General features: G+C 40.0%; 15 protein-coding genes. 7 read left to right on the plus strand and 8 right to left on the minus strand.

All coding sequences use genetic code 11. From position 1 onward, the window contains the following. The first annotated feature begins 90 nt into the window (after positions 1-90). Both ebsA and CAL6303_RS09330 read left to right on the plus strand, forming a co-directional pair. Positions 91-465, plus strand: a complete 375-nt coding sequence (gene ebsA / locus CAL6303_RS09325) for a type IV pilus biogenesis protein EbsA (protein WP_015197598.1) — start codon at positions 91-93, stop codon at positions 463-465. Between the two features lie 278 nt (positions 466-743). After that, a complete protein-coding gene (locus CAL6303_RS09330) occupies positions 744-1,838 on the plus strand; it encodes a phosphotransacetylase family protein (RefSeq protein ID WP_015197599.1) in 1,095 nt (364 codons plus the stop codon). Positions 1,839-1,843: 5 nt separating this feature from the next. Here CAL6303_RS09330 and CAL6303_RS09335 read toward each other — a convergent pair whose 3' ends face one another. Continuing rightward, positions 1,844-2,317, minus strand: a complete 474-nt coding sequence (locus CAL6303_RS09335) for an antibiotic biosynthesis monooxygenase family protein (RefSeq protein WP_015197600.1) — start codon at positions 2,315-2,317, stop codon at positions 1,844-1,846. A 96-nt stretch (positions 2,318-2,413) separates the two neighbouring features. Here CAL6303_RS09335 and CAL6303_RS09340 point away from each other — a divergent pair, with 96 nt between their 5' ends. The 4 genes from CAL6303_RS09340 to CAL6303_RS09355 all read left to right on the plus strand — a co-directional run bounded on the left by CAL6303_RS09340 (position 2,414) and on the right by CAL6303_RS09355 (position 5,040). Beyond that, positions 2,414-2,977, plus strand: coding sequence for a PadR family transcriptional regulator (locus tag CAL6303_RS09340; RefSeq protein WP_015197601.1), 564 nt, complete (start codon positions 2,414-2,416; stop codon positions 2,975-2,977). 78 nt (positions 2,978-3,055) lie between these two features. Continuing rightward, positions 3,056-3,562, plus strand: coding sequence for a hypothetical protein (locus CAL6303_RS09345; protein WP_015197602.1), 507 nt, complete (start codon positions 3,056-3,058; stop codon positions 3,560-3,562). A gap of 433 nt (positions 3,563-3,995) precedes the next feature. Then, positions 3,996-4,409 (plus strand): MAPEG family protein, encoded by a 414-nt coding sequence (locus CAL6303_RS09350; protein WP_015197603.1) that lies wholly within the window; start codon positions 3,996-3,998, stop codon positions 4,407-4,409. 139 nt (positions 4,410-4,548) lie between these two features. Continuing rightward, positions 4,549-5,040: a YajQ family cyclic di-GMP-binding protein gene (locus tag CAL6303_RS09355; protein ID WP_015197604.1), complete on the plus strand. Its 492-nt coding sequence runs from the start codon at positions 4,549-4,551 to the stop codon at positions 5,038-5,040. A gap of 247 nt (positions 5,041-5,287) precedes the next feature. On the opposite strand, the gene CAL6303_RS09360 is transcribed toward CAL6303_RS09355, so the two are convergent. The 5 genes from CAL6303_RS09360 to CAL6303_RS09380 form a co-directional block, all read right to left on the minus strand. Continuing rightward, positions 5,288-5,980: a hypothetical protein gene (locus tag CAL6303_RS09360; RefSeq protein ID WP_015197605.1), complete on the minus strand. Its 693-nt coding sequence runs from the start codon at positions 5,978-5,980 to the stop codon at positions 5,288-5,290. 191 nt (positions 5,981-6,171) lie between these two features. After that, on the minus strand, positions 6,172-7,668 hold the full coding sequence (locus CAL6303_RS09365; protein ID WP_015197606.1) for a Rieske 2Fe-2S domain-containing protein: 1,497 nt from the start codon (positions 7,666-7,668) through the stop codon (positions 6,172-6,174). A 122-nt stretch (positions 7,669-7,790) separates the two neighbouring features. Then, positions 7,791-8,903: a non-hydrolyzing UDP-N-acetylglucosamine 2-epimerase gene (wecB, locus tag CAL6303_RS09370; RefSeq protein WP_015197607.1), complete on the minus strand. Its 1,113-nt coding sequence runs from the start codon at positions 8,901-8,903 to the stop codon at positions 7,791-7,793. Positions 8,904-9,074: 171 nt separating this feature from the next. Beyond that, positions 9,075-9,851 carry an MBL fold metallo-hydrolase gene (locus CAL6303_RS09375; protein ID WP_015197608.1) on the minus strand — a complete coding sequence of 259 codons (777 nt, stop codon included), beginning with the start codon at positions 9,849-9,851 and terminating at the stop codon, positions 9,075-9,077. A gap of 265 nt (positions 9,852-10,116) precedes the next feature. Beyond that, entirely contained in the window at positions 10,117-10,494 is a 378-nt protein-coding gene (locus tag CAL6303_RS09380; protein WP_015197609.1) for a hypothetical protein, read from the minus strand. 327 nt (positions 10,495-10,821) lie between these two features. Between CAL6303_RS09380 and CAL6303_RS09385 the strand changes: the two genes are divergently transcribed. Next, positions 10,822-12,558, plus strand: a complete 1,737-nt coding sequence (locus CAL6303_RS09385) for a HEAT repeat domain-containing protein (RefSeq protein WP_015197610.1) — start codon at positions 10,822-10,824, stop codon at positions 12,556-12,558. A 191-nt stretch (positions 12,559-12,749) separates the two neighbouring features. Here CAL6303_RS09385 and CAL6303_RS30710 read toward each other — a convergent pair whose 3' ends face one another. Next, the gene (locus CAL6303_RS30710) at positions 12,750-12,911 is read right to left on the minus strand and encodes a hypothetical protein (RefSeq protein WP_015197611.1); all 162 of its coding nucleotides are present in this window, start codon (positions 12,909-12,911) and stop codon (positions 12,750-12,752) included. A 118-nt stretch (positions 12,912-13,029) separates the two neighbouring features. Continuing rightward, positions 13,030-13,440: a hypothetical protein gene (locus CAL6303_RS09390; protein ID WP_015197612.1), complete on the minus strand. Its 411-nt coding sequence runs from the start codon at positions 13,438-13,440 to the stop codon at positions 13,030-13,032. Position 13,441: the final 1 nt, after the last annotated feature.

Consider the following 13,441-nt stretch of genomic DNA (forward strand, 5'->3'; position numbering starts at 1 on the left):
GTTTTGAAAGTCCCCAAAAGTTTCTGGGAACAATATAGACAAGTGCTTATATTTTTGATCTTTAACAAAACTTGAGGGACATTTAGGAATATGGCTTTTGAGCAACTTCAACCTGCAACCCAGCAACAGGCTAGCGTTTACCTGCCCTATGTTCAGGGAAGCAAGCGTAATTTTCTGCCATACGCGATCGCACTTTACCAAAAAGGTGCCTTGGAAGGGCAGCGCAAAATCGAAAGTAGCGAGAATGTTCCTTTTGTGGCTAGTTGGAATATCGCCACTTTACCCTCAGATTTAACCCGCTGTCGCATCCAATTTGACGATGATGCAGAACTGAGTTATGAGGTGATGACGGCAAGTTTTGAATTTGTCAATTATTTGATCGAACTTTTGGATAACTACAAACGCCATCGTTCTAGCGATTTTTCCCAAGGATTCTACCGTAAGTTGCTTAAAATAGAAGAATAAGTAACTTAATCGGCATAAAATACCAAAAATCAGGATTTGGAGGGATAATTTCTCTACTAATTCCTGATTTATTTTTTGTCTTCTAATTACTGCTAGCTTGAAGATGTCGAGGATCGCGTCGGAGTAATGCCCGTTTTAGCTAAAATTATTAAACACGTAGCTAGATTCGATTAAGTTATCAGCATAATTAACCTTTTAACCACCAAGGCTAAAAGCTGACTATTAACCACTGGACGCTCGAAGTGAATTAAGTTTATTGAATATTTAGGAGTGCGCGTGTGTCAAAATCCGCTAAATTTTTGCTGATAGGATCGACTGAAGCTTACAGTGGCAAATCTGCTACGGTTTTGGGCTTATCTTACCAGTTGCAGCAACAGGGACTAGATATCGCTTATGGGAAACCTCTAGGTAGTTTTTTGAGCGAGTCTGAAGGTAACTTAGTGGAGGATGATGTCCACTTTATTACCAAAAGCCTGAATTTACCCAATTCTCGACTAGTTCCAACTTTATTTGTTCTCAGCGAGTTAGCTATCCAAAAACGTTTAGTTGGTGAAGATCAAGTTGATTACCAAGATACTTTAGCAAAACAATATCTTCAAAAAACTTGGGGTGATTTGGTACTGCTGGAAGGGGCTGCTAATCTCGAAGAAGGCTCCCTATTTGATTTATCGTTGCTACAGATAGCTGATACTGTAGATGCATCAGTGTTACTAGTTGTACGCTATGAATCGCTACTTTCCACCGAAGCCATTATATCGGCAAAGCGCCGTATCGGCGATCGCTTAATTGGTGTAGTGGTTAATGGCATTCCCCCAGTTCAACTACCAGCCGTCAACACCACACTACGTCCTTTCTTGGAAGCACAAGGAATTCGAGTTTTGGGAATGCTACCCGAAAGCGATTTACTCCGCAGTGTCAGAGTTGGTGAATTAGTTAAACAACTCAATGCCGAAGTTCTTTGTCGTAGCGATCGCTTAGACTTAATGGTGGAAAGTTTGGCAATTGGGGCAATGAATGTCAACTCTGCCGTCAAATACTTCCGTAAACGTCATAATATGGCAGTTGTAACCGGAGGCGATCGCGTTGAGATTCAACAGGCTGCTTTAGAAACTTCTACTCAGTGTTTAATTCTCACCGGACAGTTACCACCTCCAGATTTTATCCTCAATCGTGCTGAAGAATTGGAGATTCCCATTTTGTCAGTTGATTTAGATACGTTAACTACTGTGGAAATTGTGGATAAAGCTTTTGGGCAAGTTCGTCTCCATGAACCCATCAAAGTTCACTGTATCAGCCAATTAATGACCGAACATTTTGATGTTAATCGTCTCATCTCAATTTTAGGGTTAACCCCAGCTACTGCTGCTAAATAATCAAGCTATATTTGCTTTAGGACATTAACTAAAGACTTTTTCCTTGGTATCAGTGGTAGTGGTTGTCCGGTTATCGCAGCAAATCTGGGCTGACTAACTTTTTTCTCTAAATGAGATGTCGAAGGACTAGTTAGACGGGTAAAATGTCCATCTTCAAGGATGTGCAGATAAGCTTCTTCCATACTTGGCAAATTCCTATCTGGCTGTTCCCAGTGAACTAATACAGCTTCATCACACCATTTTTGTAGCAGTGGCATCGCCCGACGATGTGCCCCAGAATTGCGGTAATCTTGCATTGCCTGCCGATTCTCCCACATCGTCACCGTCCAATATCCACCACAGTCATCCTGAATTAACCTACCACCCACAAATCCATGAATATTGATAATTTGCCAAGCACTGGTGGCTGTATGCCATAAAAAATTAGGCAAATAACGATTAGATTTAAGATGTAGACGTGTTACTGAAACTAAAATCATCAGATAAATCCTGAATCAAATTTATTCAACTTTATGACTATTAATTTAATATAATACTCAAATAGTTGAATAATAAATTAAAGAAACTTAACAACAATGGCTTTAGCGCACGCACTTTTAGCAGCATTAATCGATAGTCCCTGTAGCGGATATGACTTAGCAAAACGGTTTAACGGTTCTGTTGGCTTTTTCTGGTCAGCCAGCTATCAGCAAATTTACCGAGAATTATCCAAACTAGAAGCACAAGCATGGATTAATGCCGAAATAATTTACCAAGAAAATCGCCCAGACAAAAAAAATTATCAGATCACTGAACTAGGTAAAGCAAAATTACAGGAATGGATAGCCCAACCCAGTGAACCAATGGCATTTAAAGATGATTTACTCGTGAAGATATTCGCAGGATATGTAGCCTCACCTGCAATAATATTGGCAGAAATCGAAAATCATCGGCAAATACATCAACAGCGTCTAGAAGAGTACCAAGATATCCAAAAAAAAGGTTTCACTAACCCCGATAAACTAGATATAACAGCCAAATATCAGTATTTGACACTGCGAAATGGTATCCGCTACGAAACAGAATGGTTAGCTTGGTGCTGTGAAGCGATCGCATTACTCCAAGACATAGAAAATGAACCTAATAATTCTAATCTTTAAGTTCTGCAAGAAGTCGAACGACAAACACTGTATGTCTGCTAAAATAGCTTGGTTGTTTAATCTGAAATTTGTCCGTCTTTGAGCCAGTCAATAGACCTTGTCAACAACATCGATACATTAGCGCAAGAACTGGCGACAATCCAGCAAACTGGTTCTAAGCGAATCGCGCTGCTGGGTTCTCGCCATGTCCCGATTACGCATCAGAGTTTGATTGAGATGATGACTTATGCCCTGGTACTATCAGGCAACCGAGTCATTACCTCCGGTGCTACAGGCACCAACTCAGCTGCTATTCGCGGGGCAATGCGCGCCGATCCCAACTTCTTGACGGTAATCTTACCGCAAAGCTTGGAACGTCAGCCACTAGAATCACGCCAGCAACTCGAACAAGTAATGCATCTGGTGGAAAATTCCAGTAACGATAACTTGTCGTTAGCAGAGGCAAGTTCCCTGTGCAATCAGGAAATTGTTTCCCGTTGTCAGCAACTAATTTGCTTCGCATTTCATGATAGCCGCACTCTACTAGAAACATGTAGGGATGCTGAAGAACAACGTAAGGTGGTGACGCTATTTTATTTTGATTAAATGAACAATAGAAGCTGGTTTTACCGATTCGTTTACTTCCAAGCAATCATTTGTTAGGCAGTAAAAGGGTGAAAGTGGATAGTTAGTTATTTAATTAATTTACCTCTTTCACTCACAAAGAGTTGCATTTGTCAATAGATAAATTTGAATCTGCTTCACCGAACTATATAGAAATAGTTTCTCTGGTGTTTGCGATGTACTCGCAAAACCAGATAACATTTCTATGAAATTTTCTAATGCTTTTGAGACGATGCTCCTAATACTATTCAAAAAATCATTGCAACAGATAATCTGTAGGTAGAGATTTAGCACTGTGCTTTACTCCCGCCAACCCATCTGTCATATTGTTGTATCTGGTATGGGCTATTTTAATTAGCTATATTTTGATCGCAATTACTTAACTGTCTGAATAAATATTTTAGATACAAATTAAATGCCGAATAATCCTATTCTCTTATACTCAATCATTGCTGCATCGGCACTAATTTATGTACCATTTCTGGTAGTTGGGTATGCTCGTGCAAGCTTAGGTTACGATGTTTCCGCCCCCCGTGCAATGTTTGATAGATTACCAGCATACGCTCAACGGGCAACATGGGCACATCAAAACTCCTTTGAAACCTTTATGCTATTTGCCGCAGCAGCATTAATGGCATATGTAACGGGTGTAGAATCATTTTACGCAACTTATGCAGCGATCGCATTTGTCATCGCCCGCCTATTTTACTCGGTTTTCTATATCCTAAATATTCCCATCATGCGATCGCTGATGTTCGCCAGCGGTGGACTTGCAACTTTAACTCTTTTTGTTTTGAGCATTCTTAAAGTAAATAGTTCAGGTGTATAAAATTCGTAGGGAATATAGAAGAATCTATATGAACAAGAAGCAGGGAAAATCCTTCTTTCCCGAAAATTGGTAGAGTAAGAGCGTAATTCCCTCTTTCCATTACCCCCTAACTCCTCACCCAACCTAAAACATACTTCCTATGGCTTCAACATATTCCTTCGACATAGTTAGCGATTTTGATCGCCAAGAATTGGTTAATACCATAGATCAAGTCAGCCGTGATGTCATTAGTCGCTATGATCTCAAAGACACAAAAACAACAGTTGAACTGGGTGATGAAGTAATTACCGTCAACACGGATAGCGAATTTACCCTTGAATCAGTACACACTATTCTCCGGGAAAAAGCAGCTAAACGTAGTCTTTCCCAAAAAATCTTTGATTTTGGCAAAGTTGAATCCGCTAGCGGTAATCGAGTTCGTCAAGAAATCAAATTGCAAAAAGGCATCAGTCAAGAAATTGCCAAACAAATTTCTAAATTGATTCGTGACGAGTTTAAAAAAGTTCAAGCTTCGATTCAAGGTGATGCAGTCAGAGTATCAGCCAAAAATAAAGATGACTTACAAGTCGTCATTCAAAGAATGAAGCAAGAAGACTTTCCAGTTGCCCTACAATTCACCAATTACCGTTAGAACGGCAGAAACAGTTAAAGGGGGTAAATGCGATCGCGCTAACGATGCAACTTACCCCCATATTGCCCAGATGATTAGCCTGGAACCATTGTTATGCCCAAGTGTCTAATAATCTAAGTATCCGCTCAAATTACCGAAATGTCACTGGTGTTGATACTGAAGTTGCGGATATTTCTCAAAAGTTAATGAATAACTAGGGGATAAAACATTAACTGATAACTGTTCACTGTTCATTGATAACTGATTTTCACTTTTGCAGTTTAGATTTATTCATATTCTTGCTTTTCCCCTTGATGACAAACATCGCTGCCATAGTTGCGAATAAAGCAAATATAGAGTTCGCTTCCGGGATTGCTTTTGTATAGAAACTCGCAACCCGGATAGGTCCATCTTGATCTGCTGGTGCAGGTGGTGCAGGTGGTATAATTCCACCACCAGGTGCTAAATTTGGTGTGCTGAAAAATCTGTTATAGAATATTTTCCCTTTGGGTATTTTTCCACCAGCAAAGATAATTCTATTTCCAGTTACGGAAATGTCGTCAAAAATATCTTCCAAACCTGGTATGGTAGAAAACCCAATTTTCCCATCTCCGTTAACATCTCCCCATTGAACCTCTTCCTGATTGAATGGAGGGGTTGAATCGGAATTAGTGTAAGCAAGAGTCTCCAAATCGAATACCAAACTTCCGATATCTCGCTTGGTTCCATTCAGCAAATTATTCGCAGAATCGGGAACTCCATATCTAATTACTTGCCCCGGTTCTATTTCTGGTACTAAAGTTCTAGGATTTCTAGTTTTGAGAATATCTTGATTAGCTGTAGTCACAATTGGTTCTACTAAAATAATCGCATCCGCTGTTTCCGCTCCAAAAACACCGATTACCGTTCCCAGAGCAAAGACTGCACCACTAATTTGGGATACACTTAAAGAAAACTTCATAAACTTCTCGGTAATTTAAAGTTTTGACTAAGAAATATAGCTAGCTATACCCGTAATAGTACCGTGATTAGATGAAGATCAAAGGTAAAGTTATAAGAAGTTAAGGTTAGGAAACAGGCGTGATGTACAAACCATTAGTTATTTAATGCGATCGCATTCACAACCAAAGGTACATAAAAAGGTCAGCTTATTTAATCATTACGTGCGTGTTCAAATTCATATACATAAAATAGCCGACTCAATTTTTTCAACAGGTATCCTGTGGCGGTAAATAAAATTGCTCCTATTAGCAAGCACCAAAAAGCAAGCGGTGGGATAATTAGCGCTGATGCGGATGTTTGTTCCAAAGATGCAACAGCAACTTGGGTTGCCACAGCGCGTGCATCAATAATTACACCTAAAAAGCCACAAATTACGGCTGCTACAAAAGATAATATTGTCAAACGATTAATATTTTTTAAAGCATCTTGACAAACACTACAGTGTTGGGTGTGTGTTCCCCAAACATCAAATAGCTTCTGCTTATCTGTCTCTGGTGCAGGGAGTTGTACATTATATTCTGATGCCCAATCAATATTACCTCCTGCTCGTTTTTCTAACCAGTTACGAAACGCAATCACCATTTTATCTTGGGGATTGGGTGTATAAACTGCATCTAACCATCTATCATTTTGTTTTTGGGCTAGTGCTTTTTCCTGGTAGTGTAGAAATACCATATCTTGATGCAAAAATATCGAAGCTAAGATATGACCTAACCAAATTGGCATTGGTAATGCGAAAAATCCTAAACCTGGAGGTGTTTTATTTTCGTGATTTTTCACTAATACCTGACATCCAATATGCCGACACCATCCGGGACGAGTTGGTGTAGCATATAAAGCCAGAATCATTTGACCACCATCTTCAAAAGTTGAAACAATCCGCATGTGACAAGGCGGTTGAAAATCAGCAATTGATTGTTTGATATTCGCAGCAGTGGGTGTGACTTCATAGGAAAACCCTTCTTGAGTTGACATTTGCCGCAACCCAATCATGTCATAGTATCTTGGATCTTTGTATCGGTTGCCTACGATGCCATGATGGGAAACGGGTACATGTGCAGGATCAGCAACATTTTCCATGAAAAAATCCCATCCATAGGGAAGATCACGGAAATTCCAAAATAGTTTTATAACCTTATCTGACTGATTTTCAAGTTCCGGTAAGATTCTAGGTGCTTTTAATTGACTCTCAACTAAAGCTTGGGAACCAGATTCTGCCCACACCCACAACAATCCCTGTTTTTCTTGGGTTGGATAAACAACAGCACAAGATTTGGGATTTGAACAATGTTTGGCTTCAGTTTGTTTATCTTTAGTTTGGGGAATGTTGACGCAATTTCCCTGACTATCAAAACGCCAAGCATGGTAAGCACATAAAAGCGTACCATCGGCTTCAACTCTCCCTTCCGAAAGAGGTACTAATCGATGGGGACAAGCATCTTCAAAACAGCACCATTTTCCTGAACCATCTCGCCACAAAACAATATCTTTTCCTAATAATTGCATTCCATGGGGACGAGACGAGTCTAAAAAATCCACAACAGCAACTGGATACCACTGCTTTTTCCATTGAAATAGTTCTTCTTCTGGTGCTAATTCTACGTTGGTATCACACTTTTCACTTTGTAAATTGTTGTAGGTTGTCACTGTAACTCCTCAGTGCTTTTGCTTTGTGTCAATTCATCCTGTTAATTCTAACTTTTTTGAATCACTAGACTTACCTTGGGGAATTTTCGGTGGTGTACAATTTCACCACCAAAATATCTAATTTAAACCTTGATGTAATTGGTAACTATCTCTAAAATACGTTGAGCAGCTTTACCATCACCAAAAGGGTTAATTGCATTTGCCATCGCATCATAAGCGGCAGAATTAGCAAGTAACTCAGAAGCATTAGCAACTATTTGATGACTATCGGTACCTATCAACTTTGCAGTTCCAGCAGTGACAGCTTCCGGACGTTCGGTAGTTTCTCGCAGAACTAAAACTGGTTTCCCTAGGCTTGGTGCTTCTTCTTGTAAACCACCAGAGTCGGTGAGGAGAAGATGCGATCGCATGATGGCTCCAACTAGTTCACTATAATCTAATGGTTCGGTTAAAAATACTCGCGGGTGTTTACCTAAACTTGCTTGGAGGGGTTCCCTCACCGTTGGGTTCCGATGTAATGGTAATAATAATGCTGTATCGGGAAATTTTTCTAAGATTTCTAAAAATCCTTCAGCAATTCCCTGTAATGGTTCACCCCAATTTTCTCGACGGTGGACTGTTGCTAATAAAACTCGATGTTTTTCCCACTCTAAACCAGGAATATCACAATTGGGTTGACTACTGGCAACATCTAATAAAGCATCAATTACCGTGTTTCCAGTCAAATGGATTTCACCCAAAACCCCAGAATTTCGCAGATTTTCCACCGCTAACTTAGTTGGGGCAAAATGCAATTGGGTGATTTGAGAAACTAAACGTCGGTTTGCTTCTTCCGGGAAGGGATTAAATAAATTATCTGTTCTTAAACCTGCTTCCACATGTCCAATGGGAATTTGATGATAAAAAGCTGCTAAAGCTGCCGCAAATGCAGTTGTTGTATCTCCCTGGACAATAACTAAATCTGGTTTTTCCTTCGCAAATAATGCTTCTAAACCTTGCAAACTCCGATTAGTAATATCACTCAAAGATTGCTGAGGTTGCATAATCTCCAAGTCACTATCAGCTTTAAGGTTAAACAACTGCATCACCTGCTCAACCATTTCTCGGTGCTGTCCTGTTAAAATCACCCTTAAAATAAAACCAGGTGCATCTTGAAATACTTTGATTACCGGAGCTAATTTTATCGCTTCCGGACGGGTACCTAAAATAATGTAAACAAGTTTTTCAATAGCCATTAGTCAGAAATCAAAATCCCCGATATAGATCTTATTGAGGTCGATAATACAGCAGTAGAGACGTTCCGGTGGAACGTCTTTATTTATGCATAGAGATTTAGCAATATTTACACATCAAGCTAAATAGAAATTAAGGGTTTTCACTCAGACAGGTAATTTTGTTCGGCTAAATCACCGTGCAGTTGATACAGCTAAATCTAGTTCACAACGTTCCCATGGTTTTGGTTCAAATACCTTTGTATTCAGATTATTTTCCTTGAGTAAGGTGCCGAATTCTTCTATTCCACCTTTTGAACTCAAAATAGATACTAATAACCCTTCAAAACTAATATCTCCCCCAGCCGCCGTTGGCATAATTATTTGGGGCTTTAACCATTCAACTGCTTGTAATGCCGTGCTTTGACCTTTAATTATGGAGCCTAATAGGGGCAGTTGTAAGTCAATAATAGGGGTAATGATCACATCAATAGGGGCAACCTCTTTTAAAGTTGGGGAATGGTATCCATGAGGTTCATAGTAGAGGCTTATACCGTTGCTTAAATCTTGAATCAGATAACCATTTTCTATCAATGTTGGACCAATTGGGGAACCGGGAAAAGCGGTAATTTTGATTTTGTTGGCAATTGTGCAGGATTCACCGTGGGAAATAGAATTAATTTGGGAATAACCTAATTTATCTACTACCTTAGCTGCATTCGGTGATGCAACCACAGGGATATCATGGTTAAGTTCTTTGAGTGTGGGAGGATGCGCGTGGTCTTCCAAACCTTGAGATAATAAAATCAAGTCAATATTTTCGGGGATAGAACGGGACTGGGAACGATATCCCCGAAACAACCAAGCAGCATTTCCAAAAACCAAATCTCCCACCAACCAAGGATCTAGCAGAATCCGCTGTCCTCCCATTTCGATTAACCACGAATTACTATCCAAGTAAGTAACGTGCATTTTGAACATCCTTTTGTTAACTTCGTTTATTGTTACAAAGAATCTCCAATTTGCAAAGGTTCAGATTCAAGTATCTGTCGCATGAAATTATTGTATTTTATTTAATCCACGTTTCTAACTAAAAAAAAGGGAACAAGAAATAGAAAATATGGGGAAATAACTGATTCCCTGTTTTCTATTACCCGTTACCCTAAAAAGTGGTAATGATCTTGGTTATTTTTGATAAAGTGGCTTTTTCAAGCATGAAGCTCAAAGCAAGCTATTTTTAATATGAGACAGTGCCTTGTTCTTGAAGGATGAGCTTTTTACCATTAAAAACCAGCAATTTATTATCTGATGTCACCCGATACAGATATTTATTATTGCGAAATTCGTAACCGAGGAATCGGCTTGGTGTCACACCATCTGCACCAACTGCGTGGATTGTTTTACCAGTGAGGCGAATTGATTTGCCAGTTCTTAAATCTTTGCCAAAATACGTAACTTTATTACAGGTGACATTTCCTTCTGCACAGTTTCTGGTAATTTGAATGCTAAAGTTTTTGGTTTTTAAAGTTTCTGCATTAGCGACACTGGAAAAGAAAGCAACGCTAGCAACTGGTAATAATAGAAAGCTAATAATAGATTTTTTAAGATTTAACATTTTCTCTTCAGAATATAGGTGAATCAAGTAGATATTTATAGCTACACATCCACTAAACAGATTCCGAATTCAGCAAGCAGAAAAGAAAAATATTTTTTCAACCGTTATTGAAACCTTGATTTGTAGGGTGCTTAGATCCATGTCTAACGCACCGATTGTTGGGCATAGTTAGTCCAATGAGTCTAATCAACGGTTTCTGTTCCCCAAAGGTAAATTTTAAGTTCAGTATAAACCTCCTTGCGTAAATCAGTAAAATACTGGTGTATATCTATAGACACTGTACGAAATCTAAGTTAATTTCACAAAAACTTCAAGTTATAGAATCCGATGAATTCCCGAATCTACTTTATTGTGAGCCTCCTAACAGTCATAACTTTTGTTCCTGACAATAGACCTGTAGCAGCTGAGAAGGTCAAAATTAACTTGCCTCCAGGCATACCAGCGATCGCAGATAATCAGGTGAATACTAAAGTAATAAACGTTACTCAGTTAGTAGAAAAACTGCGTACTGCCGACGTTGAAGAACGTCGAAAAATTATTGAGCAACTGAGCGGTACTCAAGAAAATATTGTGCCAGCTTTAGTTCAGGCAATGGAAGACCCTGATCCTCTAGTGAAAAGTGCTGTGGCAGAGGTGTTGGGAAATCTTACGGATGCAGCAGTACCAGCTATCCCAGCGTTGATTGAGATGATGAAGAGTGGGCAAAGAGCCATCGTGCCGTCGTCCTATCTAATTTCACCTTATGGATACCCAGTTATTGCTAGCCTTCCCGCTTCCGGAAATACTGAAGAGCGACGTATTCCATCTACCCCTCCCGAAAACCCTGAAAACCTTTTGCGGATTACAGCGATCGCGTCTCTGGGCAAAATAGGTTTACCAGCTAGAATATCAGCTACTCCTCCCCTGATCCAAGCCTTGCAAGACCCAGATCCTTGGGTGAAGCTAAATGCTACATGGGCGCTTTCGGAAATTGGAGCCTCCACACCCCTACTAGCTTACTGGTTAGAAGCTTTACAAAGCTCAGACCCGAAGCTGCGTAATAGTGCAGCCGAAATTTTTCAAGATTCCAGATCACTCCTCCGTAAAGTCTTTGGCTCGGAGGCTGATGCCAATACTGCTATCCCGTTACTTGTAGCGCTTAAAGATGAAGATGTTACAGTTCGTGATGTTGCTGGTAAAGGATTAGAGTTGTTAGGAACAAAGGCAATACCAGGATTAATCCAAGGATTAAAAGCACCAGAACCAATTGTGCGCTTGGAAGCTGCGAAACTGTTGGGTAATCTGGGAGTGACAGCACAGTCGGCAGTTCCGAACCTGGTGGTACTACTGGGAGATTCTGGACGTTATGTGCCACCAAACACCAACAGAAACGGTTTGTTTTTATCCTCACTCCCTCCTCTGGCAATACCGTATACTCCAGGCAGAAGGCAATATCCCCCTGCCCCCGATAACCCCGATAAATTGGTAAGAATAAATGCTGCAATTGCTTTGGGGAAAGTTGGCGATCGCAAGGCTATTTCTGCCCTAACAAATGCCCTCAAAGATAATAATCCTTGGATGCAACTGTCTACTGCATGGGCATTATTGAAGTTGGGACAAAACCAAGGTTTGCCTGTTGTTGGGCGATTGGTGCAGCACCCAAATTCATCAATTCAAAGGGAGGCATTATCCCAGATTAAAGGCTACGGTTCACAGGGAGCAACCTATCTTTTGCCTTACTATGGAGCGCAATTAGACTCCAGGGATGAAAATAAGCGCAATAACGCCATTATTGAAATTGGACAGCTTGGCGTGAGGGCTTTAGATTTAGTCCCCAAGCTGCGGGTGATATTAGTGGGTAAGCAGAAAAATTCATCCGGTTATGCGGCGACAATTTTGGGTCAAATTGCGTTAGATACGGCTGTGGCTGGGCAAACTGGAAATCTTTCCCCCAAACAACGCAAACAAGCGATCGCTCAGTTTAACAAAGTATTGCAAATCATGGAAGCTCCCAATGCTCGGTTCAATACTCAACCACGCGATCGCATCCGTAATGCGTTAACTAGGCTCCGCAGTATTACTTAGGCTTATTTATGAATATTGTAATAATTTTTGCTTGGTATGGCGGAGGTAATTAGCCTCACGTAACATAATACCAATAATACCAAGTTGCCTTCTTTCGTGGTAATTTCAAAATCGTGAGATTACTTCCCTTCGGTTGCAATGGCAGATAGACACTACTACATCTGACAGCAACTTGGTATAAACTTTTACTATCAACTGATAACTGTCAACTGATAAATATTAACTGATTCTGTAATTGGTGCAGGTGCAGCCATATCAGCAGGTAAGAAAATCCGCGCACTAACTGCAACAAGGGCGACAAAAAATATCAGAACTACTATTAAAGGGGCAATGTATTGACGAAATATAGCCATATATCTATCACTAATGCTTTGGGCGAGTTTAAATTTGAAGTTTTGTTAACGTTACTTGACTTATTCTAACCTTATTAAACGCTAGAAATAGAACAAAATTTTAACTCTTCAGTAATTTTCATCTTCTGCCCTGTTCAAAATCAGCGATCGCTCTCTCCCAATACCAATTATCATCCATACCTGGTTCTTCTTGGCGAATCTTAGCTACAAGTTTTTCCGCAGCTTCAGTATCCCCATCCAGCATAGCAACCAACCGATTTTTTAAGTCAACTCCAGCCGCAAATTCCTCTGGACGATATTCTCGCCGAGGAATTCGACGTTTCCGTGGGGCTGGTTGATGGCGGCGAAATTCCCAAAATAATACATAGTAAATTGTGCCAAAAATCACAATCAAACTAAATGTTCCCAAGAATGTAACCAGGTTCAACGGCAGGTTGCCCAAAACCAACTGCGAAAGTATATAGCCCAGTAAAACACCTGTGAACAAAAGAATAGTTGTAGAAGTTGTGATAATTAATTTTTGACCCATA

This window comes from Calothrix sp. PCC 6303 (assembly GCF_000317435.1).
GTDB lineage: Bacteria > Cyanobacteriota > Cyanobacteriia > Cyanobacteriales > Nostocaceae > PCC-6303.

Excerpts from the sequence above, each read along its gene's own strand:
- ebsA (WP_015197598.1), top strand. The coding sequence starts at position 91 with ATGGCTTTTGAGCAACTTCAACCTGCAACCCAGCAACAGGCTAGCGTT.
- CAL6303_RS09335 (WP_015197600.1), bottom strand. The coding sequence starts at position 2,317 with ATGATTTTAGTTTCAGTAACACGTCTACATCTTAAATCTAATCGTTAT.
- CAL6303_RS09340 (WP_015197601.1), top strand. The coding sequence starts at position 2,414 with ATGGCTTTAGCGCACGCACTTTTAGCAGCATTAATCGATAGTCCCTGT.
- CAL6303_RS09350 (WP_015197603.1), top strand. The coding sequence starts at position 3,996 with ATGCCGAATAATCCTATTCTCTTATACTCAATCATTGCTGCATCGGCA.
- CAL6303_RS09355 (WP_015197604.1), top strand. The coding sequence starts at position 4,549 with ATGGCTTCAACATATTCCTTCGACATAGTTAGCGATTTTGATCGCCAA.
- CAL6303_RS09360 (WP_015197605.1), bottom strand. The coding sequence starts at position 5,980 with ATGAAGTTTTCTTTAAGTGTATCCCAAATTAGTGGTGCAGTCTTTGCT.
- wecB (WP_015197607.1), bottom strand. The coding sequence starts at position 8,903 with ATGGCTATTGAAAAACTTGTTTACATTATTTTAGGTACCCGTCCGGAA.
- CAL6303_RS09375 (WP_015197608.1), bottom strand. The coding sequence starts at position 9,851 with ATGCACGTTACTTACTTGGATAGTAATTCGTGGTTAATCGAAATGGGA.
- CAL6303_RS09380 (WP_015197609.1), bottom strand. The coding sequence starts at position 10,494 with ATGTTAAATCTTAAAAAATCTATTATTAGCTTTCTATTATTACCAGTT.
- CAL6303_RS09385 (WP_015197610.1), top strand. The coding sequence starts at position 10,822 with ATGAATTCCCGAATCTACTTTATTGTGAGCCTCCTAACAGTCATAACT.
- CAL6303_RS30710 (WP_015197611.1), bottom strand. The coding sequence starts at position 12,911 with ATGGCTATATTTCGTCAATACATTGCCCCTTTAATAGTAGTTCTGATA.
- CAL6303_RS09390 (WP_015197612.1), bottom strand. The coding sequence starts at position 13,440 with ATGGGTCAAAAATTAATTATCACAACTTCTACAACTATTCTTTTGTTC.